This window comes from Streptomyces atratus, from assembly GCF_900119365.1.
In the GTDB taxonomy this organism is placed as follows: Bacteria; Actinomycetota; Actinomycetes; order Streptomycetales; family Streptomycetaceae; genus Streptomyces; species Streptomyces atratus_B.
Map to the genome: position 1 here is coordinate 173,286 of NZ_FPJO01000008.1, position 26,962 is coordinate 200,247.

Here is a 26,962-nt window from a genome sequence, read left to right on the forward strand (position 1 = left end):
ATCGCCGTACGCGTGTAACGGGTCCCCCCACCGTCTCCCCAGACGCCCCGGCCTCTGCGGCCACTCAACCTTCGCTGAGAAAACCCAGCGGTCACCAGACTTCGCTGACAATGCTCAACCTTCGCTGCGAGAGGTCAGTGGCGCCCGCGCATGACCGTGCGACGGTGATGTACTAGAGTTATCTCGACATCGAGATATATGCCGAAGGCGCACCGCAGTCCGCCAGCCAGTAAGGGTTACCTAACTAAGCCTTACCTTAGCGGATGGTCGAGGGGCCGTAGGCGGCACCACGCGGCGCCCGGCCAAATGAGGCGCGGCGCGGAGTACGCGCACATTGATGAAGGAGACTGTCGTGTCGGCGAACAGCTTCGACGCCCGCAGCACGCTGCGCGTGGGCGACGAGTCGTACGAGATCTTCAAGCTGGACAAGGTCGAGGGCTCCGCGCGCCTCCCCTACAGCCTGAAGGTGCTGCTGGAGAACCTGCTCCGCACCGAGGACGGCGCGAACATCACCGCCGACCACATCCGGGCGCTCGGCGGCTGGGACTCCCAGGCGCAGCCCAGCCAGGAGATCCAGTTCACGCCGGCCCGCGTGATCATGCAGGACTTCACCGGTGTGCCGTGCGTCGTGGACCTCGCCACCATGCGTGAGGCCGTCAAGGAGCTGGGCGGCGACCCGGCCAAGATCAATCCGCTCGCCCCGGCCGAGCTGGTCATCGACCACTCCGTCATCGCCGACAAGTTCGGCACCAACGACGCGTTCGCGCAGAACGTCGAGCTGGAGTACGGCCGCAACAAGGAGCGCTACCAGTTCCTGCGCTGGGGCCAGACCGCCTTCGACGAGTTCAAGGTCGTCCCCCCGGGCACCGGCATCGTCCACCAGGTCAACATCGAGCACCTGGCCCGTACGGTCATGGTCCGGGGCGGCCAGGCCTACCCCGACACCCTCGTCGGCACCGACTCCCACACCACCATGGTCAACGGCCTCGGTGTGCTGGGCTGGGGCGTCGGCGGCATCGAGGCCGAGGCCGCGATGCTCGGCCAGCCGGTCTCCATGCTCATCCCGCGCGTCGTCGGCTTCAAGCTGACCGGCGAGCTCCCGGCCGGCACCACCGCCACCGACCTGGTGCTGACCATCACCGAGATGCTCCGCAAGCACGGTGTCGTCGGCAAGTTCGTCGAGTTCTACGGTGAGGGCGTCGCCGCCACCTCCCTCGCGAACCGTGCCACCATCGGCAACATGTCGCCGGAGTTCGGCTCCACCGCCGCGATCTTCCCGATCGACGACGAGACGCTGAAGTACCTGCGCCTGACCGGCCGTGACGAGCAGCAGGTCGCGCTCGTCGAGGCGTACGCCAAGGAGCAGGGCCTCTGGCTCGACCCGGCCGCCGAGCCGGACTTCTCCGAGAAGCTGGAGCTGGACCTCTCGACGGTCGTCCCGTCGATCGCCGGCCCGAAGCGCCCGCAGGACCGCATCATCCTCGCGAACGCCAAGGAGCAGTTCGCCCAGGACGTGCGCAACTACGTCTCGGACGACGAGGAGTCGGGCAAGGAGTCCTTCCCGGCCTCCGACTCCCCGGCCGCCCACAACGGCGTCCCGACGAACCCGACCACGGTCACGGCCCCCGACGGCACCACGTACGAGATCGACCACGGCGCCGTCACCGTCGCCGCGATCACCTCCTGCACCAACACCTCGAACCCGTACGTCATGGTCGCCGCGGCGCTCGTGGCGAAGAAGGCGGTCGAGAAGGGCCTGACCCGCAAGCCGTGGGTCAAGACCACCCTCGCCCCGGGCTCGAAGGTCGTCACCGACTACTTCGACAAGGCGGGCCTGACCCCGTACCTCGACAAGGTCGGCTTCAACCTCGTCGGCTACGGCTGCACCACCTGCATCGGCAACTCCGGCCCGCTGCCGGAGGAGGTCTCCAAGGCCGTCAACGAGCACGACCTGGCCGTGACCTCGGTGCTCTCCGGCAACCGTAACTTCGAGGGCCGGATCAACCCCGACGTCAAGATGAACTACCTGGCGTCCCCGCCGCTGGTCGTCGCGTACGCCATCGCCGGTTCGATGAAGGTGGACATCACCAAGGACGCCCTGGGCATCGACCAGGACGGCAAGCCGGTCTACCTCAGCGACATCTGGCCCACCGAGGCCGAGGTGAACGACGTCGTCGCCAACGCCATCGGCGAGGACATGTTCAACAAGTCCTACCAGGACGTCTTCGCGGGCGACGCCCAGTGGCAGGCGCTGGCGATCCCGACCGGCAACACCTTCGAGTGGGACCCGCAGTCCACCTACGTGCGCAAGCCCCCGTACTTCGAGGGCATGACGATGGAGACGACCCCGGTCGAGGACATCACCGGCGCCCGGGTGCTCGCCAAGCTGGGCGACTCGGTCACCACCGACCACATCTCCCCGGCCGGTGCGATCAAGGCCGACACCCCGGCCGGCAAGTACCTCACGGAGCACGGTGTCGAGCGTCGTGACTTCAACTCCTACGGCTCGCGCCGAGGCAACCACGAGGTCATGATCCGCGGCACCTTCGCCAACATCCGCCTGCGCAACCAGATCGCCCCGGGCACCGAGGGTGGCTTCACCCGCGACTTCACCCGGTCCGATGAAGGTGCTCCGGTGTCGTTCATCTACGACGCCTCGCAGAACTACCAGGCCGCCGGCACCCCGCTGGTCATCCTGGCGGGCAAGGAGTACGGCTCCGGTTCGTCCCGCGACTGGGCCGCCAAGGGCACCGCGCTCCTCGGCGTCAAGGCCGTCATCGCCGAGTCCTACGAGCGCATCCACCGCTCGAACCTCATCGGCATGGGCGTCCTCCCGCTCCAGTTCCCGGAGGGCGCGAGCGCCGAGGCCCTCGGCCTGACCGGTGAGGAGACCTTCTCCTTCACCGGCGTGACCGAGCTGAACAACGGCACCACGCCGCGCACGGTCAAGGTGACCACCGACACCGGTGTGGAGTTCGACGCGGTCGTCCGCATCGACACCCCCGGTGAGGCGGACTACTACCGCAACGGCGGCATCATGCAGTACGTGCTCCGCAGCCTGATCCGCAAGTAGCCGATCCGGCAGGGCAGCGGGCCGCACCTCTTCGCAGGACGAAGGGGTGCGGCCCTTTCCCGTACCCGCTCGCCCGGTGTTCTCGGAGCCGGGCTTCTCGCTCCGGAAAGGAGTTGACCGGTGAGGGCTCGGACCGGTCGTATGAACCCGGCCGACAACCGTCGCCACCCCGACCCCCGGAGGGCGCTCATGCGGCCGGGCAAGATGCACGCCGACGAACCGGACTTCACCGAATCCCTCGTACACCGGCTGATCGCCTCGCAGTTCCCGGACTGGGCCGGACTGCCCGTCGAACCGGTCGTCCCCGTGGGCACGTCCCACGCCATGTACCGGCTCGGCGAGGACCTGGTGGTGCGACTGCCCCGTACGGCGGGGACGGCCGGTGAGGTGGACATGGAGCAGCGCTGGCTGCCCCGGCTCGCCCCCCGGCTGCCCGCCGCGATCCCCGTACCGCTGGGCAGGGGTGTGCCCGCGGAGGACTATCCGTGGCACTGGTCCGTCTTCCGGTGGCTCGACGGCGCGAACCCGGTGGTCGGACAACTGGCCGAACCCGGCCTGTTCGCAACGGACCTGGCGGACTTCGTCACCGCGCTGCACCGGATCGATCCCGCCGGCGCGCCGCCCTCCTTCCGCAGCGAGCCCCTGGCGGCCCGCGACGCCTCGACGCGCGCCGCGCTCGCGGAGCTGCACGAGGCGGTGGACACCGGCGCGGCGCTCGCCGTGTGGGAGGCGGCGCTGAGCGCCTGCGCCCCGACCGGTCCGGCCGTCTGGATCCACGCGGATCTGCAACCCGGCAACCTGCTGCTCGCGAACGGACGGCTCAGCGCCGTCATCGACTTCGGCTGCATGGGGCTGGGCGATGCCGCCGTCGACCTGATCGCGGCGTGGTACCTGCTGCCGGCGCACGCGCGCGGAACCTTCCGTACCGCAGTGCACGCCGATGACGCGGCCTGGGCGCGGGGCCGGGGCTGGGCGCTGTCGACCGCGCTCGGCGAACTGCGCTACTACCGGGAGTCGAACCCGGCCATGGCCGCGATCGCCCGGCACGTCATCCGCGAAGTCCTCACCGACGGCGAATCCGGCGGCGGATCCGGCGGCGGATCCGGCGGCAACAGCCGGGAGCAGCACGCCGTGTGACCGTTCGCGTCCCCGGCCGGTCGGTCCGTCCGGCTGGGGCATTGGACGGAATGTCGCGGACCATGCGACTGCCGTGCCCGGAAACGGGCCACCGCCCACCTCGTCGTGGGCGTGCGGAATGCGATGGTGGCCGAGCGGGTTCACAGATCTGCGGACCACGCGGAACGAACAGCACAGAGAGCGGATGACACCCATGGGTGAGCTGATCCTGATCCGGCACGGCGAGACGGAGTGGTCGAGGTCCGGGCAGCACACGAGCTACACCGATCTGCCCCTGACCCCCTTCGGGGAGCGACAGGCCCGCGCACTGGCGCCCCTGCTCACCGACCGGCGGATCGCGCTCACCCTCGTCAGCCCCGCCGTACGCGCCCGGCGCACCGCCGAGCTCGCCGGGCTCGCCGCCCCCCGCATCGCGCCCGAGCTGCGTGAATGGGACTACGGCGGCTACGAAGGGGTGACCACCGACGAGATCCGCCGCACCCGCCCCGAGTGGAACCTCTGGACCGACGGAGTCGCCACCGGCCCCGAGGCGCACCCCGGTGAAACCCCCGCCGAGGTCGGCGCCCGCGCCGACCGGGTGCTGGCCGAGGTCGCGGAGGCGGCGAGCCATGACGCGGACGAGGACATCGCGCTCGTCGCCCACTCCCACTTCCTGCGCGTGCTCACCGCCCGTTACCTCGGTCTGACCCCGGCCGAGGGCACACTGTTCCAGCTCGCCACGGGCGCCGTCTCCCGGCTCGGCACCGAGCACGGCAAGCCGGTCATCACGGCATGGAATGTGACATTGCCCGAGAGCCTGCTCCCCCAGGCCGTTCCGGAGACCCCCGAACACGACTGAGCGGGAGCCACGCCGCCCCGTGAGCGGACCGACGGCCGGCACCCCGGGGCGGGGTACCGGCCGTCGGCATGACACAGGTGGAACAGCGGGTCAGGAGAGCAACTCCAGCTCCGCCAGCGTGCCTTCACCGGCGAACACCAGGCGGTAGTGCCCGTACGAGCCGGGCTCGCCCACCGAGAACACCCTCGTCTGCTTGTCCCAGGCGAAGGACTCGGCCGACCGCTTGTCGAGGTCCTTCCACGTGGTGCCGTCCGACGAACCCTGGAGGACCCAGCCGGCCGGGGCCCCGGCGGCCTTGTCCGACGTCAGTGTGTACTGGACCGCCTCCGTGGCCGGGTCGACCGGCAGGTCCACCGTGGCGACCTTCGCCGAGGTGGCCGACGTGTCGTCGAACAGGGCACCCTCGCCCTTGATCACGTCCGCCCGCGGCGACGCCACCTTGTCGTCCGTGGTGATCGAGGTCGGCGCCGCGTCCTTGCCCGTGCCCCACGACGACGGCTTCGGGCCCATGTCGAAGTCCAGCACCCCGCCCCTGGCCAGCAGGTCGTGCGGCAGCGAAGTCGAGGTCCACTTCTTGCCGTTGACCCTCAGACCCTGCACATAGATGTTCTTCGCGCTGTTCTTCGGCGCTCTGACCACCAGGTCGTGCCCGTTCTCCAGATGGACGGTGGTCTTCTTGAAGAGCGGGGAGCCGATCGTGTAGTCGCCACTGCCCATGACCAGCGGGTAGAAGCCGAGCGAGGAGAAGAGGTACCAGGCCGACTGCTCGCCGTTGTCCTCGTCGCCGTGGTAGCCCTGGCCGATGTCGCTGCCGGTGTAGAGCCGGCTCAGGACCTCGCGGACCTTCTCCTGCGTCTTCCACGGCTGCGAGGCCGCGTCGTACATGTACGTGACATGGTGCGCGACCTGGTTGCTGTGGCCGTACTGCCCCATCCGTACGTCACGCGCCTCCGTCATCTCGTGGATGACACCGCCGTACGAGCCGACGAACTCGGGACCGGCCGTCTCCGGCGTGGCGAAGTACGTGTCGAGCTTTTTCGCCAGGCCCTCGCGCCCGCCGTACAGATTCGCCAGACCGCGGCTGTCCTGCGGGGCCGTGAACGCGTAGCCCCAGCCGTTCGTCTCGGTGTAGTCGTAGCCCCAGACGCGGGGGTCGTACTTCTCCGAGGGGAGCCGCCAGTCGCCCTCGGCGTCCTTGCCCTGGAAGAAGCCGGCCTTGTCGTCGAAGAGCTGGACGTAGTTGCGGGCGCGGTTGAGGAAGTACTCGGACTCCTCCTTGTACCGGGCCTTCTTCGTCTTCTCGTAGAGAGCCTCGCCCATCCGCGCGATGCCGTAGTCGTTGAGGTAGCCCTCCAGCGACCAGGAAAGTCCCTCGTGCGTCGAGGTGTCGGCGTAGCCGACGAAGGGGGACGTCGCCATGCCCTTGCGGCCGACGCCCGAGGACGGCGGGAGGGCCGTGGCGTTCTTCAGCGCCGCGTCGTACGCCGCCTCCGCGTCGAACCTCACGCCCTTGACGTAGGCGTCCGCGAACGCGACGTCCGAGGAGGTGCCGGTCATCAGGTCGGAGTAGCCGGGGGAGGACCAGCGGGAGATCCAGCCGCCGTCCTTGTACTGCTGGACGAAGCCGTCCACCATCTCGCCGGCCCTGTCCGGAGTGAGGAGGGAGTACGCGGGCCACGTCGTCCGGTAGGTGTCCCAGAAGCCGTTGTTGACGTACACCCTGCCGTCGACGATCTTCGCCCCGGTGTGCGTCGGGGTGTCGGAGCCGACCTGTGGGGAGAACGGGCTGGCGTACTTGTCCTTGCCGCCGACCTTCTCGAAGCCCGAGTTCGGGTACAGGTACAGCCGGTACAGGCTGGAGTAGAGGGTGGTCAGCTGATCGGCCGTGGCACCCTCGACCTCCACCTTGCCCAGGATGTCGTCCCAGGCCCGCTGCGCCCGGTCCTCGACGCGGCCGAAGGAGCGGGAGGCGGGGATCTCGGCGGCGAGGTTCTGCTTCGCCTGGTCGATGCTGATCAGCGAGGTCGCCAGGCGCAGTTCGACCGTGCGGTCCTTGCCGGCGTCGAAGCGGAGGTAGCCCGTGACGTCGTCGCCACCGCCGCCGGACAGCTTGCCGCTCGCGGTGACCGGGGCGTCGAAGACGCCGTACACGAAGAGGCGGGTGGCGCCGGTCGAGCCGCCGCTCTTGACGTCGGAGAAGCCGGTGAAGGAACTGGTCCCCGGGTCGAGGGTGAGCCCGCCGTCGTTGGAGACGTTGTCGAAGACGATGCTCGCGTCGCCACCGGGGTAGGTGAACCGCATCCGGGCCGCGTGGTCGGACGGTGTCATCTCGGCCTTGAGACCGTTGTCGAAGGTCACACCGTAGTAGTGCGGCCTCGCCGTCTCGTTCTCGTGGTGGAACGGCAGCGCACGCGCCTTGCGGGAGGCGTCCGGGGTGCCGGGGGCCGCCGACGGCATCAGCTGGAAGGTCTGCCGGTCGCCCATCCAGGGGCTCGGCTCATGGCTGGCGCTGAAGGCCTGGAGGGTGGGCAGATTGTCGTCGTTGTTGCCCCGCGCGTAGTCGTACAGCCAGCTCGTGGACCCGGCGTTGGTGACCGGGGTCCAGAAGTTGAAGCCGTTGGGGACCGCAGTGGCGGGGAAGTTGTTGCCCCGGGAGAAACCGCCGCTGGAGTTGGTGCCGCGGACTGTCGACGCGTAGTCCGAGAGGTGGGAGCGGCGCTTCTCGGGCGTCTTCGGGGCGATCTCGATGTCGTCGATCCAGCCCTGGAACTTCGCCGTGCCCTTGGGGGAGTCGTACGCCACCAGGATCCGGTCCACGGTCCTGCCCGCCGCGACCGTGCCGATCGTCGACTCGACCTTGTTCCACTGGTTGACGTACAGCCGCTTGGCATCGGCCTGGCCCTGCGGGGTCAGCAGGCCGCCGTTGCTGTCGGTGGCCCCCAGCTCGCTCAGATACGTGCCGTCCGTGAACGCCAGGTCCACCGCGACATGCGTCGCGGGGTAGGAGAGGTCGGTCTCGCCCATCTGGGGATAGACCAGATAGGACAGTGAGGTGTCACGGGTGACAGCCGTGTTCACATCGAAGACCTTGTTGTACGAGTACGCCCGGCCGTCCGCCTTGTGCGTACCGGCGTACCGCAGGGCCTTCTTGCCGCTGAAGCCCGCGCCAGCCTTCGCGGTGGGGGAGCCGGAGGGGCCGCGGTCGGTCTGGCTGCGCATCTCTTCGGGGGCCGGGGTGGAGGTGTCGCCGTCGGAGAACTGGACGTCGGCGAGCTGGGTGGCGTTCAAGGCGCCGTTGTTCTTCGTGATCTGCAGGCGGAAGTGCCGGTATGCGGTGTCGGACGTGAAGTCGTACGACTTCGTCTGGAACCGCTCGGTGAAGGTCTGGCCGGTCCGGGAGTCGAGGTCCTTCCAGTCCTTGCCGTCGGCGGAGCCCTGGAGGGTCCAGTCCTTCGGGTCGCGCTCGGCATGGTCATTGGCCGAAGTCAGCGCGTATGTCACGACCTTGACCGGTTCGTCGAGATCGAACTCGATCCAGCCGGTGGGTTCGAAGGCCAGCCACTTGCTGCCGGACTCCCCGTCGATCAGGTTTTCCTTGACCTCCCCGCCACCGGTGTTCTCACCACTGGCACGGACGTCTGTCACCTTGTCGGTCACATTGCCCGGTATTCCTGCGGAGAAGCCGCCATCGACACCCGATGACCGCTTCTTTCCGTCAGGACCTTCTTCTACGGTGTTGCGCCAGTCCGGCTGCTTATCATCCGCTTCGAAGGACGAGCTGAATGTCCGGTCCCCCGAAGGGGCCCGGCCCTTTTCGTGTGCGCCGGGCGGCTGCGCGGTGGCCACGGCGGGGGCGGTCACGACCAGGACCAGTGAAGCCGCGATCAGTGCGGCCGTACGGCTTTGTCTCTTACGAGAACCATGTCGGGGCTGCATGTCGAGCCATTCCTCCCGGGGGAAGTGCATCTGGACAACGTTGTCAGAGCGATGAGCAAGGTCCAGTAGGGAGCCAAGTGCCGGGATGTGTCAAGGGTGTTGGGCGTGAATGGCAAGCCGAATCGACCGGAATGCGGAAATCGTTACACCCGGACCAGGAGCGTGCGGGGGCCATGTATCCCTGAGGTCTCAACTCGGGAAAGACTGCTGTTCAAACTCGCATTCGATCTTGCTCAGTCGGCCGGGAGTGGACTATACCTGTCGGCGTCTGCACAGCTTTTCGGCGACGCGGGCAAGGGGGACAAGGGGGAACGGCCGAGGACGGCACGACGGGTGCATCCGACGCCTGATCCCCCTGAGCCCCCCACTGCACATGGCTAGCCTGAAATCAGCACCACCCAAGCGCAACTGACCGCGGTGGCGGGGCCCTTCGCCTGAGGCGAATATCTACGGGCGACCGGTACACACCGCCTGAGTCCTGGAGAAGGCGAGGACTTGAGCATGGGATCCACCTCCGCCCACAAGAATGAGGGCCTTGGCCGTCGCGATGTGATCAAGCGATCGGCCGCACTCGGCCTGATCAGCGTTCCGGCGATGGGCTTCCTGTCGGCGTGCGCCAGCGGCGACAGCGGCAGCGACAAGAAGGTCGAGAAGGGCAAGGTCACCAAGGCCAACCCGCTCGGCGTCAACGAGACGGCCCCGCTCGAGGTGGTCATCTTCGACGGCGGCTTCGGCCAGCAGTACGCGATCGACGCGGAGAAGAAGTACAACGCCGCGTTCCCGAAGGCCCCGAAGGTCAAGCACGTCGCGACCCAGAAGATCCAGTCGCAGCTGCAGCCCCGTTTCAACGGTGGCACCCCGCCGGACCTGATCGACAACTCCGGCGCCGAGCAGATGGACATGGGTGTCCTGGTCGGCAAGAAGCAGCTGCTCGACCTGACGCCGCTGATGGACGCCCCGTCCATCGACGACCCGAGCAAGAAGGTCCGCGACACGCTGCGCCCCGGTGTCCTGGAGATGGGTCAGTTCGACGGCGACCCGGTCTGGATCATGTACTACGCGTACACCGTGTACGGCGTCTGGTACTCGCAGACCGCGCTGGAGAAGCTCGACGCGGAGTACCCGGAGGACTGGGACGCCATGCTCGCCCTCTGCGCGAAGGCGAAGAAGCAGGGCATCGCGGGCTGGACGTACGCCGGTAAGTACCCGTACTACCTGCCGTTCTCGCTCTACCCGTTCATCGGCAAGATCGGTGGCCGGGAGGTTCTCGACAAGATCGACAACCTGGAGCCGAACGCCTGGAAGGACCCTGCGGTCAAGGCGGCCTTCGAGGCGTACTACGAGCTGTACAAGAAGGGGTACATCCTCAAGGGCACCCCCGGTCTGACCCACATCCAGTCGCAGACCGAGTGGACCAAGGGCAAGGCGCTCTTCCTCCCGAACGGTTCGTGGGTGGAGAACGAGGCCGCGCCGACCACGCCCAAGGACTTCAAGATGATGGTCGCGGCGCCGTCCGGCCTGGACTCGTCCGACAAGATGCCGTTCGGCACCATCTGGGCCTCCGGCGGCGAGCCCTTCGTCGTCCCGGCCAACGCGAAGAACCCCCAGGGCGGCATGGAGCAGCTGCGCATCATGCTCTCCGAGGAGTCCTCGAAGAACTTCACCAAGCAGGTCAAGTCGCTCAGCGCGTTCAACGGTGGCACCGACGGTCTGACCCTGTCGACCGCCATGCAGTCCGGTGTCGACGCGCTGAAGAAGGCCGGCGACAACGTGGTGAACCCGCGCCTGCAGGACTGGTACGTGAAGCTCCAGAAGGAGCAGATCGGTGTCGCCGGTATCGGCGAGATGATGGCCGGCCGCGCGACCCCGGCGGAAGCCATCAAGAAGATCCAGGCCTTCGCCGACGCGGCGGCCAAGGACCAGTCCATCAAGCACTACAAGCACCAGTGAGCAACCGTCACCAGCGGCGGCACCCGCGGAAAGATCGGGGTCGGTAAACGATGCAGCACGGCAAGTACCGTTTCATCGTGGGATTCTTGGTACTCCCACTCGCGTTGTACGCGGTCTTCGTCATCTGGCCGTTCATCCAGTCCATCTACTACTCGTTCACGGACTGGACCGGCCTGAGCCCGGACTTCAAGATGGTCGGGTTCGACAACTACACGAGGATGCTGAAGGACGACATCTTCTGGAAGTCGTTGCAGCACAGCGTGTTGCTCGTGCTGCTGCTGCCGCTGGTGACGCTGGGCCTGGCGCTCTTCTTCGCCTTCATGCTCAATGTCGGGGGCCGGCGGCGCAAGAACGCCGCGGTCTCCGGCGTGCGTGGCTCAAGTTTCTACAAGATCGCCTATTTCTTCCCGCAGGTGCTCTCGATCGTCATCGTGGCCCTGCTCTTCCAGTTCGCTTTCAACCCCCGTGACGGGATGCTGAATTCGACACTGGAGGGAATCGGTCTGGGTTCCATCCAGCCGGACTGGCTGGGCGACCCCAGTCTCGCGCTGGTCTGTGTCATGTCGGTGCTGGTCTGGTCGACGGTCGGATTCTTCGTCGTCCTGTTCTCGGCCGGAATGGCGTCCATCCCGAAGGACTTCTACGAGGCGGCGCTGCTCGACGGCGCCAACCGCTTCACCACGTTCTTCAAGATCACACTTCCGCTGCTCTGGGACACGGTGCAGTCGGGCTGGGTCTACATGGGGATCCTGGCCCTCGGCGTCGAGGCGTTCACCGCCGTGCAGGTCATGACCGTGGGCCCCGGTGGCCCCGACTACTCGACCACCGTCCTGCCGCTGTACGTGTACCAGACGGCCTTCCGCGACGGGCAGGCCGGCTACGCGACGACGATCGGTGTCGGACTGCTCATCGTCACCATGGCCTTCGCCGCCATCGTGATGCGACTGGGCCGGCGCGATCGGCTGGAGTTCTGATGCTGCGACTCCCGGGAGACGGTCCCCGGACCCCCAGCAGGCACCACAGGTCGGCCTCCGTGTCCGGCTCGACAGTACGAGGTGAGTACACGTGAAGACGACTGACACCCCGCCCGCCGCCCCGGCCGCCGGCCCGGCCCCGGTGGTCAAGGCGCCCGCCCCCGCCACCAAGGAGAAGAGCAGCGAGGGCCAGGTCCTCAATGTCTTCTCGCACGGCGTGCTGATCATCTGGGCGATCCTGGTCGTCATGCCGCTGCTCTGGGCGGTGATGGCGTCGTTCAAGACGGACGACTCGATCCTGTCGACGCCGTGGGCGCTGCCCGACAAGCTGCACTTCGAGAACTGGTCGCGCGCCTGGAGCCAGGCGCACATGAGCGACTACTTCTTCAACACGGTCGTGGTGGTGGGCTGCTCGCTCGTCGGCACCCTGCTGCTCGGCTCGATGGCGGCGTACGTACTGGCGCGGTTCGACTTCCCCGGCAACCGCTTCATCTACTACATGTTCATCGGCGGGATGAGCTTCCCGATCATCCTGGCGCTGGTCCCGCTGTTCTTCGTCATGAACAACATGGCCCTGCTGAACACGCGCCACGGACTGATCATGGTCTACATCGCGTACTCGCTGCCGTTCACCGTCTTCTTCCTCACCTCGTTCTTCCGGACCCTGCCGAGCTCGGTGGCGGAAGCCGCGATGCTCGACGGTGCCTCGCACACCCGGACGTTCTTCCAGGTGATGCTGCCGATGGCGAAGCCCGGCCTGATCAGCGTCGGTATCTTCAACTTCCTCGGTCAGTGGAACCAGTACATGCTGCCGCAGGTCCTCAACACGGAGCCGGACCACCGGGTGCTCTCCCAGGGCCTGGTCGAACTGGCCAACAGCCAGGGGTACAAGGGCGACTGGTCCGGGCTCTTCGCCGGTCTGGTGATGGCGATGCTGCCGGTCCTCGCGGCCTACATCATCTTCCAGCGCCAGGTCGTCGCCGGCCTCACCGCGGGCGCGGTGAAGTAGCGGCCCGGCACCGCTTCCCCCGTACACAGGAACCGCCCGTCGGCCACGCGCCGGCGGGCGGTTCCTGCGTGCTCCGAGGCTGCTCGGGGTGCGGCCGGGGTGCTCATCCGAGGCTTCGCTTGCTCAAGGTCTTGACGGGGAGTACCGCAAAACGCTCAGCTTAGAGTTCATATGTTGGAGAAAACGGTAGGAGTGAGAGAGTCGATGGAGACTCCGGGGTCGCAGACATCTCTGCATCGCGCCAACCTTGAGCGGGTCGTGCGCGCGGTACGCATGGCCGGCTCGCTCACCCAGGCGGAGATCGCACGGAGCACCGGCCTGTCAGCGGCCACCGTCTCCAATATCGTTCGTGAACTGAAGGAAGGCGGCACGGTCGAGGTCACCCCCACCTCGGCGGGCGGCCGCCGGGCCCGCAGCGTCTCGCTCAGCGGCGACGCGGGCATCGTGATCGGGGTCGACTTCGGCCATACGCATCTGCGCGTCGTGGTCGGCAACCTCGCCCACCAGGTACTCGCCGAGGAGGCCGAGCCGCTGGACGTCGACGCCTCCTCCGCGCAGGGCTTCGGGCGGGCCGAGCAGCTGGTCAGGCAGCTGATCGAGACGACCGGGATCAGTGTGGACAAGGTGATCGGGGTGGGGCTCGGTGTTCCCGGCCCGATCGACGTGGAGTCCGGCACGCTGGGCTCCACGTCGATCCTGCCGGGCTGGACGGGGATCAACCCCAGCAAGGAGCTCGCCGGCCGGCTCGGCGTGCCGGTGTACGTCGACAACGACGCCAACCTCGGCGCGCTCGGCGAGCTGGTGTGGGGGAGCGGCCGGGGCGTCAAGGACCTCGCCTACATCAAGGTCGCCAGCGGGGTCGGCGCCGGTCTGGTGATCGACGGGCGCATCTACCGGGGGCCGGGCGGCACGGCCGGCGAGATCGGGCACATCACGCTCGACGAATCCGGGCCGGTGTGCCGCTGCGGCAACCGCGGCTGCCTGGAGACCTTCACGGCCGCCCGGTACGTACTGCCACTGCTCCAGCCCAGCCACGGGCCCGACCTCACCATGGAACGGGTGGTCCAGCTGGCCCGCGAGGGCGATCCGGGCTGCCGCCGGGTGATCGGCGACGTGGGGCGGCACATCGGCAGCGGCGTGGCCAACCTCTGCAATCTGCTCAACCCCAGCCGGGTGATCCTCGGCGGATCGCTCGCCGAGGCGGGCGAGTTGGTGCTGGCCCCGATCCGTGACTCGGTCTCCAGGTACGCCATTCCGAGCGCGGCCCGGCAGCTCTCGGTGCTGCCCGGGGCGCTGGGAGGCCGGGCCGAAGTCCTGGGCGCCCTGGCCCTCGTACTCAGCGAGATGGGGGATTCGACCCTTTTGGGAAGCGCCTTGCCGAAGGCCACTTCTGCCTTCACTTAGATAACGGATGGCACCGTTGTCATCTCGTTAAGGATTTACTCCTTGACGCTGACGTTGCAGCCGAGTTGACTGCCAGCCACCTCGGCCGCAACGTTGCGGCCTCGTCAGGGAGGCAACCCGTAATGAACGCAACGACGCGACGCATCGTCATAGGCACGGCCGCACTCTCCATGGCCGTCTCCCTCGCGGCGTGTGGCAAGGCCGGCGACGACAAGGACTCCGGCAGCGGCGGCGACGGCAAGACCATCGGCCTGCTCCTGCCGGAGAACAAGACCACGCGTTACGAGACGTTCGACCGCCCCATCATGGAGGCGAAGATCAAGGCGCTGTGCTCCGACTGCGAGGTCAAGTACAACAATGCCGCGCAGGACAGCGAGAACCAGAAGAAGCAGTTCGACGCGCTCGTCACGCAGGGCGTGAAGGTCATCATCCTCGACACCGTCGACTACAAGGCCGCGAAGTCCTGGGTCCAGCAGGCCGCGAAGAAGGACGTCAAGGTCGTCGCGTACGACCGTCTCGCCGAGGGCCCGATCTCCGCCTATGTGTCGTACGACAACGAGAAGATCGGCCAGCTCCAGGGCGAGGCGCTGGTCAAGGCGATGGGCGCCAAGGCCAAGGACAGCAACGTTGTCATGATCAACGGCTCGCCGACCGACCCGAACGCCCCCTTCTTCAAGAAGGGTGCGCACAGCGTCCTCGACAAGCAGGTCAAGAAGGTCGTCTACGAGCAGGACATCCCGGACTGGTCGGCGGACGAGGCCAACAAGAAGATGGGAGCGGCCATCGACTCCCTGGGCAAGGACGGCTTCCAGGGTGTCTACTCCGCCAACGACGGCATGGCCGGCGGCATCATCACGGCCCTGAAGAAGCAGGGTGTGAAGGTTCCGGTCGGCGGTCAGGACTCCGAGCTCGCCGGTCTGCAGCGCATCCTCACGGGCGAGCAGGCCTTCTCGATCTACAAGCAGATCAAGCCGGAGGCCGAGACCACCGCCGAGATCGCCGTCCGGCTGCTCAAGGGCGAGAAGATCGACGACCTGGCCCCGGTCAAGGTCGACAGCCTCTCGGGCGAGTTCAAGGGCATCCCGTCCAAGCTGTACGACGCCTCGGTCGTGACCAAGGAGAACATCGCCTCCACGATCGTCGCCGACAAGGTCTACAAGGTCGAGGAGATCTGCACCGCCCAGTACAAGGCGGCCTGCGACGCCGCCGGCGTCAAGTAGTCACCCGTCGGCAGACGTCACCCCGGTCCGGTCCGGCGCCCGCCCCGTCACATGCCCCGCAGCAGGGGCGGGCGCCGGACTTCTCACCGGTTCCGGACTTCTCGCGGACCCCGGACTCCCACGGTTTTGGCCCTCGGCGTGCCCTCGCCCCCCGGGCGACGGCCTTTCGAGGGCATCCCCCCGGAGCCCCCGGCCGCCCCGGTGGTCCGGCGACCGGCTCCGCCCCCTGTGCTCAGCAGTACCATCCCCGCCGGTCAGGCGGCGAAGGAGATGATTCACGTGTCCGCTACGCCCGTGCTGGCGTTGCGCGGAATCTCCAAGCGGTTCGGCGCCGTCCAGGCGCTCACCGATGTGGACCTGGAGATTCGCTCCGGCGAAGTGGTCGCCCTGGTCGGCGACAACGGCGCCGGCAAGTCGACCCTCGTCAAGACCATTTCGGGTGTCCACCCGATCGACGAAGGCGCCATCGAGTGGGAGGGCGAACCGGTCCGCATCAACCGGCCGAACGACGCCCAGGAGCTCGGAGTCGCCACCGTCTACCAGGACCTGGCGCTCTGCGACAACCTCGATGTGGTCGCCAACCTCTTCCTCGGCAGCGAACTGCGCAAGGCCTCCGTCCTCGACGAGATCGGGATGGAGAAGCGCGCCAAGGAACTGCTCGACACGCTGTCCATCCGGATACCCAGCGTCCGTATCCCGGTCGCCTCGCTCTCCGGCGGTCAGCGCCAGGTCGTTGCCATCGCCCGCGCCCTGATCGGTGACCCCGAGGTCGTCATCCTCGACGAGCCGACCGCCGCCCTCGGCGTCGAGCAGACCGCCCAGGTCCTCGACCTCGTCGAGCGGCTGCGCGAGCGCGGCCACGGCGTCATCCTCATCAGCCACAACATGGCCGACGTGCGCGCCGTCGCCGACAAGGTGGCGGTGCTGCGGCTGGGCCGCAACAACGGAGTCTTCGACGTGGCGACCACGTCCCACGAGGAGATCATCTCCGCGATCACCGGTGCCACGGACAACGCCGTCACGCGCCGTCAGGCCCGCGCAGCCACGAAGGAGGACGCGAAGTGAGCGACCTCGCCAAGACCCCCAAGTCCCCCAAGTCCCCCGAGCCCCCCAAGGTTTCCACCGAGAAGCCCGCCACCGACAAGCCCGCCGCGGCGACACCCGCGGCCGAGCCGTCGGCGGCCCCCGCCTCCGCGGTGGATCCGCGCCTGCTCGTCCGCGAGGAGGGCTTCAAGGGCTACTGGTCCGAGTTCACCCGCAAGGTGCGCGGCGGCGAGCTCGGCTCGCTGCCGGTCCTCGTCGGCCTGATCGTCATCGCGGTCGTCTTCCAGTTCCAGAACAGCAACTTCCTCTCCGCCAGCTCCATCGCCAACGTCGCCGTCTACAGCTCCGGCCTCGGCATCATGGCGGTCGGCATCGTCTTCGTGCTGCTGCTCGGCGAGATCGACCTGTCCGTCGGCTCGGTCGCCGGTGTCGGTGCGGCCGTCTGGGCCGTGCTCAACGTCAACCACGGCTGGAACGACTGGTCGGCGGTGCTCGTCGCGGTGCTCTCCGGCATGGTGCTCGGCGCGCTGCACGGCTTCTTCTTCGCCAAGATCGGGGTGCCGGCCTTCGTCGTCACCCTGGCCGGTTTCCTCGGCTGGAGCGGTCTGCAGGAGTGGATGATGGGCGGTGAGGGCTCGATCAACACGCCGTCCGGCAGCATCGTCGAGAACCTCACCAACTACTTCTTCGAGGACAAGGTCGTCGCGTACGGTGTCGCCCTGGTCGCCGTCCTCGCCTACGCCGGGTCGCTCCTGATGGACAGCCGGCGCCGCGGGGCCGCGGGCCTGCCGGCCCGTCCCACCACCGAGGTCCTGCTCCGCACGGGCATCGTCGCGATCCTGTGCTTCGCCGTCGCGTACGTGCTGAACGAGCCCTCCGGCGCCCGCGGCCTGCCGCTGGCCCTGGTGCTCTTCCTCGCCGTGCTGGTCGTCGCGGACTTCGTGGCCCGCCGGACCACCTTCGGCCGCCAGGTCTTCGCGGTGGGCGGCAACCCGGAGGCCGCGCGCCGCGCCGGCATCAACGTCGACCGGATCCGGATCACCGTCTTCGCGCTCTCCGGAATGCTGGGCGCCTTCGGCGGACTCTTCATCGCCAGCCTCTCCGGCGGCGCCACCAAGAGCGTCGGCGGCGGAAACACGCTGATGCTGGTCATCGCGGCCGCCGTCATCGGCGGCACCAGCCTCTTCGGCGGCCGGGGCAAGGTCTGGTCCGCGCTGCTCGGCATGATCGTGATCCAGTCGATCCAGCAGGGCCTGAACATGATCGGCATGGCCAACGCCATCCAGTACATGATCACCGGCGCGGTGCTGCTGGCCGCCGTGGTCATCGACTCGGTCTCCCGCCGCACCCAGAAGACCGCGGGCCGCGCGTAACCACCACGCCGCACGGTCCAGTGCCCGGCGCCCCGAACCGGGCGCCGGGCACTTCCGGGTGCCGGGCACGGGGTGGGACAGCACATTCCATGCCCGATGCCCGGGACGACGAGCGGAAGATTAGACTCATCGGATCGGCATGCTCGACCAGCTCAAGACGCAAGGAGGCACGGGTGGCTCTGCTGACCCGCATCGGTGGACCGCGTGACCTGGACCGGCTCACTCCCGAGCAGCTGGACCAGCTCGCCGAAGAGATCCGGACCTTCCTCGTCGACGCCGTATCGAAGACCGGCGGCCACCTCGGCCCCAACCTGGGTGTGGTCGAGCTCACCATCGCCCTGCACCGGGTCTTCGACTCGCCGAAGGACAAGGTGCTGTTCGACACCGGTCACCAGAGCTATGTGCACAAGCTCCTCACCGGCCGGCAGGACTTCTCGAAGCTCAAGAGCAAGGGCGGCCTCTCCGGCTACCCCTCCCGTGCCGAGTCCGAGCACGACATCATCGAGAACTCGCACGCCTCCACGGTGCTCGGCTGGGCCGACGGCCTCGCCAAGGCCAACGAGGTGCTGGGCAAGGACGACCACGTCGTCGCGGTCATCGGTGACGGCGCGCTCACCGGCGGCATGGCCTGGGAGGCGCTGAACAATATCGCCGCCGCCAAGGACCGCCCGCTCGTCATCGTCGTCAACGACAACGAGCGCTCCTACGCGCCGACCATCGGCGGCCTCGCCAACCACCTCGCGACGCTGCGCACCACCGACGGCTACGAGCGTTTCCTGGCCCGCGGCAAGGACCTCCTGGAGCGGACCCCCGTCGTCGGGAAGCCGCTGTACGAGACGCTGCACGGGGCCAAGAAGGGGCTGAAGGACTTCATCGCCCCGCAGGGCATGTTCGAGGACCTCGGCCTGAAGTACGTCGGCCCGATCGACGGCCACGACATCGAGGCCCTGGAGTCCGCGCTCCAGCGTGCCAAGCGCTTCGGCGGCCCCGTCATCGTGCACTGCCTCACCGAGAAGGGCCGCGGCTACACCCCCGCCCTGCTCGACGAGGCCGACCGCTTCCACGCCGTCGGCAAGATCCACCCCGACACCGGCCTCCCGGTCGCCACCTCGGGCCTCGACTGGACCTCCGTCTTCGGCGAGGAGATGGTCAAGCTCGGCAAGGAGCGCGAGGACATCGTCGCGATCACCGCGGCCATGCTCCAGCCGGTCGGGCTGACCAAGTTCGAGAAGGCGTTCCCGGACCGGATCTACGACGTCGGCATCGCCGAGCAGCACGGCGCGGTCTCCGCGGCCGGCCTCGCCACCGGCGGACTGCACCCCGTCTTCGCGGTGTACGCCACCTTCCTCAACCGCGCCTTCGACCAGGTCCTGATGGACGTCGCGCTGCACAAGTGCGGTGTGACGTTCGTCCTGGACCGGGCCGGGGTCACCGGCACCGACGGCGCCTCGCACAACGGCATGTGGGACATGTCGATCCTCCAGTGCGTGCCCACGCTCCGGATCGCCGCCCCGCGCGACGCCGACCAGGTCCGCGCCCAGCTCCGCGAGGCCGTCGAGGTCGACGACGCACCGACCGTGGTCCGCTTCTCCAAGGGCGCGGTCGGCCCGGCGGTCAAGGCCGTCGGCCGGGTCGGCGGCATGGACGTGCTGCGCGAGCCCGGCACCACCCGGCCGGACGTCCTCCTGGTCTCCGTCGGCGCCCTCGCCCCGATGTGCCTGGAGATCGCCGAACTGCTGGAGGCCCAGGGCATCTCGACGACCGTCGTCGACCCGCGCTGGGTCAAGCCGGTCGACGAGGCCATGGCCCCGCTCGCCGAGCAGCACCGGGTCGTCGTCACCGTCGAGGACAACAGCCGGGCCGGCGGCGTCGGTTCCGCCGTCTCCCAGGCCCTGCGCGACGCCGGGGTCGACGTACCCCTGCGTGACTTCGGCATCCCGCCGCGCTTCCTCGACCACGCCTCCCGCAAGGAGGTCATGGCCGAGATCGGGCTGACCGCGCCGGACATCGCCCGCCAGGTCACCGGTCTCGTGGCCAAGCTGGACGGCCGCTTCGGGAGCGGCGCCGACACCCGCTCCGTGATCGAGCCCGCCCGCGACTGACGCGGCGGGCGGGAGCCCCCGAGAGCGCGCACCGATACGGCCGATGGGCCGGTCGAATCACCCTGTACGGGTGGTCCGACCGGCCCATTCGCGTGAAATCGCCCGATGCGGAGCCCTGAGGCGCCGATGCGGTCCCAAATCATGGCGTACACGACGAGTGCGTGGAGGTACGCCGGTGACTGCCCAGCAGGACACACCACCCAGCAGCGACGGACTGTTCCGGACCAAGACGGTCGAGCAGTCCATCCGCGACACCGAGGAGCCGGAGCACGCGCTCAAGAAGTCCCTCTCCGCCCTGGACCTCACGGTCTTCGGAGTGGGCGTCATCATCGGCACCGGCATCTTCGTCCTCACCGGCAAGGTGGCCAAGGAGACGGCGGGACCCGCCACCGCCCTCGCCTTCGTGGTCGCCGGCGTCGTCTGCGCGCTGGCGGCGCTCTGCTACGCCGAGTTCGCCTCCACCGTCCCGGTCGCCGGCTCCGCCTACACGTTCTCGTACGCCTCGCTCGGCGAGCTGGTCGCCTGGATCATCGGCTGGGACCTGGTGCTGGAATTCGCGCTCGGCACGGCGGTGGTGGCGGTCGGCTGGTCCGGCTACGTCCGCTCGCTGATGGACAACTTCGGCTGGCACATGCCCGATGTGCTCTCCGGAACGGATGTGGCAAAAGGATTCGGCTTCGACATCCTGGCCTTCGTCCTGGTGCTCGTCCTGACCGTGGTGCTGGTGCTCGGCATGAAGCTGTCCGCCCGGATCACGACCTTCGTGGTCGCCATCAAGGTCGCGGTGGTGCTGATCGTGATCGTCGCGGGGCTGTTCTTCGTGAAGGCCGCCAACTACTCGCCGTTCATCCCCGAGGCGCAGCCGCAGCCCTCCGGTTCCGGGCTGACCGCGCCGCTGGTCCAGCTGATGTTCGGTTACGCGCCCACCAACTTCGGCGTCATGGGCATCTTCACCGCCGCCTCCGTCGTCTTCTTCGCCTTCATCGGCTTCGACGTGGTGGCCACCGCGGCCGAGGAGACGAAGCTTCCGCAACGTGACATGCCACGTGGCATCCTCGCCTCGCTCTTCATCTGCACCGTGCTCTATGTCGCCGTATCGCTGGTGGTCACCGGTATGGAGCACTACACGGAGCTGTCGGTGGAGGCCCCGCTGGCCGATGCCTTCAAGGCCGTCGGCCATCCCGTCTACGCGGGATTCATCAGCTTCGGGGCCGCGATCGGCCTCACCACCGTCTGTCTGATCCTGCTGCTGGGACAGACCCGGGTCTTCTTCGCGATGAGCCGGGACGGACTGCTGCCGCGGTTCTTCTCCAGGACGCACCCGAAGTTCGGCACCCCGTACCGCCCGACCATCCTGCTCGGCGTGATCATCGCGATCGTCGCCGGCTTCACCAGCATCAACGAGCTGGCGACGCTGGTGAACATCGGCACGCTCTTCGCGTTCGTCGTGGTCGCCCTGGGCGTGATGGTGCTGCGCCGCACCCGCCCCGAACTCCACCGCGCCTTCCGCACCCCGTGGGTACCGGTGATCCCGATCCTCTCGGTGGCCGCGTCGGTGTGGCTGATGCTCAACCTTCCCGCGGAGACCTGGCTGCGTTTCGGCATCTGGATGGCCATCGGCGTGGTCGTCTACTTCGCCTACGGGCGCGGGCACAGCCGGATCAACGAGCAGCTCGACCGTCCGTAGCTCCGTCCGTAGCTCCGTCCGTACGCGACAGCTCCGTCGAAGGCCGACGGAGCTGTCGCGTCCCGGTCGCGCCTTCCGCTCCGTCAGCCGCCGGTGGCGGGGGACTTCTTCGCGGACTCCGGGATCGTGCCGTCCTTGCGGATGGCCTTCCAGAGGTCGTCGGCCTGCGGCTGGGCCGCCACCACGCGGTTGGGGTCCTGCTTGTCGTACGCCACCGGCAGCATGATCGTTTCCATGGTGCCCGGGTCCACGCCGTTCATCGACCGGGCGAACTCCGCGAGCGACGTGAGCGAGGCGAGCCCCGCGTCGGTGGTCAGCGACTTGGTGGCCGAGCTGGCGATCTTGTAGGACTTGGTCGGACTGCCCAGCAGGTCCTGCGACTTGACCTCGCTCAGCAGGGCGAGGAGGAACTGCTGCTGAAGCCCGATCCGGCCGAGGTCGCTGCCGTCCCCGATGCCGTGGCGGGTACGGACATACGCGAGGGACTCGGTGCCGTCGAGCTTGTGCGGGCCCTTGGTGAGGTCGAGGCCGGACGACTTGTCGTGGATGTCCTGCGGAACATCGACCGTGACGCCCCCGATGGCGTCCACCAGATCCTTGAACCCGGCGAAGTTGATCTCCAGGTAGTGGTCGATCCGGACCTCGGACATCTTCTCGACGGTCTTGACCACACAGGCCGGACCGACCTGTGAGTAGACGGAGTTGAACATCACACGGTTCGCCGGCGGCACCGTGGAGCCGTCGGCCTTGGTGCACTCGGGCCGGGACACCAGGGTGTCACGGGGTATGGACACGGCGACCGCCCTGGACCGGCCCTCGGGAATGTGCACCACCATCGCGGTGTCGGACCGGGCGCCGCTGACGTTGCCGCCGCCGCCCAGATCCTTGTTCTCGGCACCGGCCCGCGAGTCGGAACCGAGCACCAGCAGGTTCTGACCGCTGGTCGGCAGCTTCTCGGGACGGTCGTCACCGAGCGCCTTGTCGATGTCCACGCCCGTGATGTTCCCGTCGAGGCGGCTGTAGAGCCAGTAGACGGTGCCGCCGGCGGCGAGCAGCAGGACGAGCAGGACGCTCAGGGTGATCTTGAGGCCGCGGCGACGCTTGCGAGGGGCTCCCCGCCGCTTCCGTCCGCCACCGGAGGCCGGACGACCGTCGTGCGTGCCCTGTGTCATGGCGTCGTGGCTCATCCTGGTCGAGTCCTCAAATCTCATGGCCCGAGATGGGCTGTGAAGTGCGTGGGACTCGGGTGGGGGGTGTGGCCGGTCCGTGCATGACTGAGCGTGCACTATAGAACAGAGGATCGTGCGAATGGGTGTTTTGGCCCCCGGAATCATGATCTGCGCTGCTCGAACTACTATTCGTTCATGACTTGGTTGATCACGGGTGGGGCGGGCTTCATCGGGGCGCATGTCGTCCGCGCTATGCGCGAGGCCGGTGAGTCGGTCGTCGTGTACGACGATCTCTCGACGGGCGACCGCTCGCGCGTGCCCGCGGATGTCCCGTTCATCCAGGGATCGACGCTCGACGCGGCCCTGCTGCGGAGCACCCTGGCGGAACTGCCGGTGCGGGGCGTGGTCCATCTCGCCGCGAAGAAGCAGGTGGCGGAGTCCGTCGAGCGCCCGCTGTTCTACCACCGGGAGAACGTGCAGGGCCTGCAGACCCTGCTGGAGGCCGTGGCCGGCAGCGAGGTGCGGGCATTCCTCTTCTCCTCGTCGGCGGCCGTCTACGGAATGCCCGACGTACGGGTGGTGACGGAGACGACTCCGTGCGCCCCGATCAACCCCTACGGCGAGACCAAGCTGGCGGGCGAGTGGATGGTGCGCGCCGCGGGGAAGGCGCACGGCATCGCCACCGCCTCGATGCGGTACTTCAATGTCGCCGGCGCGGCCACACCGGCCCTCGCCGACACGGGCGTCTTCAACCTGGTGCCCATGGTCTTCGAGAAGCTGACCCAGGGGGCGGCCCCGGTGGTCTTCGGTGACGACTACGACACCGCGGACGGCACCTGCGTACGCGACTTCATCCACGTCGACGACATCGCCTCGGCACACCTCGCCGCGGCGCGGGCGCTCCTCGACCGGGAACCGGGCACCGATCTGACCGTCAACATCGGCCGGGGCGAGGGTGTCTCGGTGCGCGAGATGATCGAACTGATCGGTGAGGTGACGGGGTACGGGGCCGATTCGGCTCCGGTCTCGGCGCCGCGCAGAGCGGGCGACCCGGCGAGGGTCGTCGCCTCGGCCGACCGGATCCGCGCCGAGCTGGGCTGGTCCGCACGGCACGACGCGCGCGAGATGGTCGCCTCGGCGTGGGAGGGCTGGTGCCTCAGGCACCCCGCGGCGCGTCGTCCTGCCACCGCTGCCGCCTCGGCCTGAGCATGCCATGGCCTGTTTATGATGTCTCGATCCAGAGCCCGTGACCTGCGCGGGCCTGCTCACAGGGGAGGGTGACGAACGGCGATGCGCAGCGCCTCCCTACGTGAAGCGAAGCAGCGGAGCGAGCCCGTGGCGGAGACGTCCGGGCGGCTCTCCCACGTCCTGGGCGGCCCCTGGCTGCTGACCGGACATGACGGCAGGCTGACCGCGTACGTCCACGTCGACGGTGCCGTGCTGCGATGGACCGAGTCCGCCCCCGGCGGCCGACGGTGGGCGGGACCGGACGTCCTGCCCGCGAAGGACATCGACCGGCTCACCGTGGTGCAGGGGCAGAATCGTTACGCCCATCTGCTGGGGCGCCGGGTCCGGCAGCGGGCCGACGGCTGGAGAGGCGTGGACATCATGTACGCCACGCAGTACCAGACGGGCCGCCCGATGACGCAGTGGCGCTCGCTGGGCAATCCGTTCAAGGAGATCGACAGGGCGGTCGAGATCGGCGCCCCGGCCGCCGCCGTCACGAGCGACGGCGCGCTGTACGTCTGTGTCCCGACCGGACCGGGCGGAGTGGCCCTGCGCCGCGAGGACAAGCGGGGCCGGTGGGAGGCGTGGGCGCAGCTCCAGGTCTCCGGCGGCACCGACGGGCCGGCGCCCGCGGCGACCTCGTCCGGCCTGGTGGAGGTCCTGGTTCCCACCCGTACCGCCGCGCTCCAGCTCCGGCAGTCGGAGCCGGGCGGCGCCCTGGTGCGTGGATACGACGCGGCCGTGGCTCCCCTGCCCGGATCGGTGACCGCGCTGGAGACCGCCCCGGGCCGGCTGACCTACTACCTGACCGACGCACGGGGCTCCGGTGCCGTCGCGATCCGGGCGGGCAGCTGGCCGCTGCCGCTGGGGGGCAACCCCGGGGACGGCCGCATCGCCGCGGTCCGGACGACGGTGGACGGCTTCGACTGCACGGTGCTCGCGGTCCGCGGGGCCGATGGGACGGTCAACCTCGGTGTCTGCGCGACCGAGGGCGAGCAGGCCGGATTCTGGTGGACCGGCACCGGAATGACCTGCACCGGAGACCCCGCTCTGGCGGCCGACGGCCACGGAAGGGCGGTCGTCGCGGCCGTCGGCGCCGACGGCGGGCTGGCCGTCGCACGCCAGGAGGAAGGCCAGGGGCTCACCCTCGGCGACTGGAGCCGGGTATGAGCGCCACGAGTTCGACGGAGCGCGTGACGATCGTCGCCGCACGCCATCGCGAGGCGGTGGCACTCGTCGAGGCGGAGGGCGCCGGTGCCGAGCTCACCGTCCTGTGCGTCGAGGAGGACGGCAAGGACGGACGGGCGGCGCTGGACCGCGCCCTCGCGGACGCCGGACGGCGCGGCTGCAAGGTCGTGGGCTCCCCGCGCACCATCGGTACGCAGGACGGCGGCGACGCACTGCTCCGGGAGCTGCGCGCACTGCGCCCGCAGCGGGTGCGCCTGGCGGACCCCGATCCGGTGCATGTCTCGTACGACGAGGAACGCGATGTCCCCGTGCACGACGAGCCGGCCGAGAACGCCGACGCCGCGCTCGCCGCGCTGACCGCGGCCCGCGAACTCCAGCTGGAGTCGGGGACCCCGGTCTTCGTCGACTGTCACCGCGCAGGTGCGGACGGACGGTCCGGCACCGCTCCGCAGCCGCGCTACCCGCACCCGGCGCACTGGTTGACCGAGGGATTCGACGGCAGGCTCACCGCCTTCCTGCCCTCCGCGGCGGGCGTCGTGCGATGGACGCAGCGCGAACCGGGGGGTACCGCCTGGCAGGGACCGGAGCTCCTGCCCGGCCCGCGGCTGATGCCCGGCCTCCGGGTGGTCCGGGATACACACGGTTTCCCGCATCTCTTCGCGCTGCGCCGGACCCCGCTCAAGGACGGCGGCGACGACATCGCGGTGGTGCGGGCAGCCCAGTACCGCACCGGTCACCCGCTCACCGCGTGGCACTCGCTGGGCAGCCCGAATCCCGGCAACCGGCACCGCAGCCGGGAGGTCGGCTTCCCGGCTGCCGCGTTCGACGGCGCGGGCGGCCTCTTCGTCTTCGTGCGCAACTTCGGCCACAGCGTGAGCTACCTGCACCAGGGGGCCGACGGCGTCTGGACTCCGTGGCAGCACCTGCGGGGCGTCCGCGTCGCCGACGAACTCGTCGCCGTGACCACGGCCGCCGGGGAGGTCGAGCTCTACGCCCGGGCACGGGACTCCGCCACGGTGCTGCGCTGGCACCGCTCGGGGCCCGACGGCGCGTGGACCGAGGACCGGTCGGTGCCCTTCTCGCCCTGCCCGGGATCGATGGCGGCCGGGCCGGAGCCCGGAACGATCCTCTTCCGTGACCTGAGGACCAACGAGCCCTGCGTCTGGTGGCCCGGCGCGACGGGCCCGGTGCCGCTCGGCGGCGCCGAAGGAGCGGGCCCCGTCACCGGCACCCGGGGCGTCGAGGTGGACGGCTGGGCGTACTCCCTGCTGATCCGGTCCGGCCCCCGAGGCGCCTGTGCGGTGGGGATGCATGTCGAGGGCCGGGCGGACGCGGGCGTGTGGTGGAACGAGGTCCCCGCGGATTCTGCGGTGATGCCCGCAGCTGTCCGGGATCGTATGGGGACTGTCACTTTGGCGACGCTCACAGCCGGATCACAGCTGGCACTCTCTCACCGAGAGTCACCTTCTGACGGGTTTGAATTCGGCCACTGGTACACAGTGTGACTGCCTGCTGCCCTTGATGATCTTTTTAGCCACAAGGTTGGCCGAAACCTGTTCGGATTTTGATAAAGTCTGTGAATCTTCAATGTGAAGGGTTCGGGGGAGTCTCGTGAACATTCGGATATCCCT

17 protein-coding genes are annotated in these 26,962 nt (G+C 68.6%); 15 read left to right on the forward strand and 2 right to left on the reverse strand.

Annotated features, from left to right (window positions below):
• Positions 1-352 precede the first annotated feature (352 nt).
• The 3 genes from acnA (at position 353) to BT364_RS16645 (ending at position 5,048) form a co-directional block, all read left to right on the forward strand.
• A complete protein-coding gene (gene acnA, locus BT364_RS16635; RefSeq protein WP_072485946.1) occupies positions 353-3,073 on the forward strand; it encodes an aconitate hydratase AcnA in 2,721 nt (906 codons plus the stop codon).
• A gap of 189 nt (positions 3,074-3,262) precedes the next feature.
• The gene (locus BT364_RS16640; protein WP_072486045.1) at positions 3,263-4,210 is read left to right on the forward strand and encodes an aminoglycoside phosphotransferase family protein; all 948 of its coding nucleotides are present in this window, start codon (positions 3,263-3,265) and stop codon (positions 4,208-4,210) included.
• 193 nt (positions 4,211-4,403) lie between these two features.
• The gene (locus tag BT364_RS16645) at positions 4,404-5,048 is read left to right on the forward strand and encodes a histidine phosphatase family protein (RefSeq protein ID WP_072485947.1); all 645 of its coding nucleotides are present in this window, start codon (positions 4,404-4,406) and stop codon (positions 5,046-5,048) included.
• Positions 5,049-5,138: 90 nt separating this feature from the next.
• Here the strand turns inward: BT364_RS16645 and BT364_RS16650 are convergent, their stop codons facing one another.
• On the reverse strand, positions 5,139-8,984 hold the full coding sequence (locus BT364_RS16650) for a GH92 family glycosyl hydrolase (protein WP_072486046.1): 3,846 nt from the start codon (positions 8,982-8,984) through the stop codon (positions 5,139-5,141).
• 501 nt (positions 8,985-9,485) lie between these two features.
• Between BT364_RS16650 and ngcE the strand changes: the two genes are divergently transcribed.
• From ngcE to BT364_RS16695, 9 genes are all read left to right on the forward strand, one after another.
• Positions 9,486-10,934, forward strand: coding sequence for an N-acetylglucosamine/diacetylchitobiose ABC transporter substrate-binding protein (ngcE, locus tag BT364_RS16655; protein WP_072485948.1), 1,449 nt, complete (start codon positions 9,486-9,488; stop codon positions 10,932-10,934).
• A 50-nt stretch (positions 10,935-10,984) separates the two neighbouring features.
• Entirely contained in the window at positions 10,985-11,908 is a 924-nt protein-coding gene (locus BT364_RS16660) for a carbohydrate ABC transporter permease (protein WP_072485949.1), read from the forward strand.
• A gap of 91 nt (positions 11,909-11,999) precedes the next feature.
• Complete coding sequence (locus BT364_RS16665) at positions 12,000-12,917, forward strand: carbohydrate ABC transporter permease (protein ID WP_072485950.1); 918 nt, start codon at positions 12,000-12,002, stop codon at positions 12,915-12,917.
• A gap of 204 nt (positions 12,918-13,121) precedes the next feature.
• On the forward strand, positions 13,122-14,321 hold the full coding sequence (locus BT364_RS16670; RefSeq protein ID WP_072485951.1) for an ROK family transcriptional regulator: 1,200 nt from the start codon (positions 13,122-13,124) through the stop codon (positions 14,319-14,321).
• 122 nt (positions 14,322-14,443) lie between these two features.
• On the forward strand, positions 14,444-15,541 hold the full coding sequence (locus tag BT364_RS16675; protein ID WP_072485952.1) for a substrate-binding domain-containing protein: 1,098 nt from the start codon (positions 14,444-14,446) through the stop codon (positions 15,539-15,541).
• A gap of 270 nt (positions 15,542-15,811) precedes the next feature.
• Positions 15,812-16,606, forward strand: coding sequence for an ATP-binding cassette domain-containing protein (locus BT364_RS16680; RefSeq protein ID WP_072486047.1), 795 nt, complete (start codon positions 15,812-15,814; stop codon positions 16,604-16,606).
• Positions 16,603-17,958 carry a sugar ABC transporter permease gene (locus BT364_RS16685; protein WP_072485953.1) on the forward strand — a complete coding sequence of 452 codons (1,356 nt, stop codon included), beginning with the start codon at positions 16,603-16,605 and terminating at the stop codon, positions 17,956-17,958. Before BT364_RS16680 ends, BT364_RS16685 begins: the two co-directional genes overlap by 4 nt.
• Positions 17,959-18,131: 173 nt before the next feature.
• Entirely contained in the window at positions 18,132-20,060 is a 1,929-nt protein-coding gene (dxs, locus tag BT364_RS16690) for a 1-deoxy-D-xylulose-5-phosphate synthase (RefSeq protein ID WP_072485954.1), read from the forward strand.
• Positions 20,061-20,235: 175 nt separating this feature from the next.
• A complete protein-coding gene (locus BT364_RS16695; RefSeq protein WP_072485955.1) occupies positions 20,236-21,747 on the forward strand; it encodes an amino acid permease in 1,512 nt (503 codons plus the stop codon).
• An 83-nt stretch (positions 21,748-21,830) separates the two neighbouring features.
• On the opposite strand, the gene BT364_RS16700 is transcribed toward BT364_RS16695, so the two are convergent.
• Positions 21,831-22,919, reverse strand: a complete 1,089-nt coding sequence (locus BT364_RS16700) for an LCP family protein (protein ID WP_371268599.1) — start codon at positions 22,917-22,919, stop codon at positions 21,831-21,833.
• 192 nt (positions 22,920-23,111) lie between these two features.
• On the opposite strand from BT364_RS16700, the gene galE reads away from it, so the two are divergent.
• The 3 genes from galE to BT364_RS16715 all read left to right on the forward strand — a co-directional run bounded on the left by galE (position 23,112) and on the right by BT364_RS16715 (position 26,836).
• Positions 23,112-24,122: a UDP-glucose 4-epimerase GalE gene (gene galE / locus BT364_RS16705; RefSeq protein ID WP_072485957.1), complete on the forward strand. Its 1,011-nt coding sequence runs from the start codon at positions 23,112-23,114 to the stop codon at positions 24,120-24,122.
• A 129-nt stretch (positions 24,123-24,251) separates the two neighbouring features.
• The gene (locus BT364_RS16710; RefSeq protein ID WP_371268596.1) at positions 24,252-25,313 is read left to right on the forward strand and encodes a PLL family lectin; all 1,062 of its coding nucleotides are present in this window, start codon (positions 24,252-24,254) and stop codon (positions 25,311-25,313) included.
• Positions 25,310-26,836: a PLL family lectin gene (locus BT364_RS16715; RefSeq protein WP_107408244.1), complete on the forward strand. Its 1,527-nt coding sequence runs from the start codon at positions 25,310-25,312 to the stop codon at positions 26,834-26,836. The genes BT364_RS16710 and BT364_RS16715 overlap by 4 nt, the downstream gene beginning before the upstream one ends.
• The last annotated feature ends 126 nt before the right edge of the window (positions 26,837-26,962 follow it).

Excerpts from the sequence above, each read along its gene's own strand:
- BT364_RS16640 (WP_072486045.1), top strand. The coding sequence starts at position 3,263 with ATGCGGCCGGGCAAGATGCACGCCGACGAACCGGACTTCACCGAATCC.
- BT364_RS16645 (WP_072485947.1), top strand. The coding sequence starts at position 4,404 with ATGGGTGAGCTGATCCTGATCCGGCACGGCGAGACGGAGTGGTCGAGG.
- BT364_RS16650 (WP_072486046.1), bottom strand. The coding sequence starts at position 8,984 with ATGCAGCCCCGACATGGTTCTCGTAAGAGACAAAGCCGTACGGCCGCA.
- ngcE (WP_072485948.1), top strand. The coding sequence starts at position 9,486 with ATGGGATCCACCTCCGCCCACAAGAATGAGGGCCTTGGCCGTCGCGAT.
- BT364_RS16660 (WP_072485949.1), top strand. The coding sequence starts at position 10,985 with ATGCAGCACGGCAAGTACCGTTTCATCGTGGGATTCTTGGTACTCCCA.
- BT364_RS16670 (WP_072485951.1), top strand. The coding sequence starts at position 13,122 with ATGGAGACTCCGGGGTCGCAGACATCTCTGCATCGCGCCAACCTTGAG.
- BT364_RS16675 (WP_072485952.1), top strand. The coding sequence starts at position 14,444 with ATGAACGCAACGACGCGACGCATCGTCATAGGCACGGCCGCACTCTCC.
- BT364_RS16680 (WP_072486047.1), top strand. The coding sequence starts at position 15,812 with ATGATTCACGTGTCCGCTACGCCCGTGCTGGCGTTGCGCGGAATCTCC.
- BT364_RS16700 (WP_371268599.1), bottom strand. The coding sequence starts at position 22,919 with ATGACACAGGGCACGCACGACGGTCGTCCGGCCTCCGGTGGCGGACGG.
- galE (WP_072485957.1), top strand. The coding sequence starts at position 23,112 with ATGACTTGGTTGATCACGGGTGGGGCGGGCTTCATCGGGGCGCATGTC.
- BT364_RS16715 (WP_107408244.1), top strand. The coding sequence starts at position 25,310 with ATGAGCGCCACGAGTTCGACGGAGCGCGTGACGATCGTCGCCGCACGC.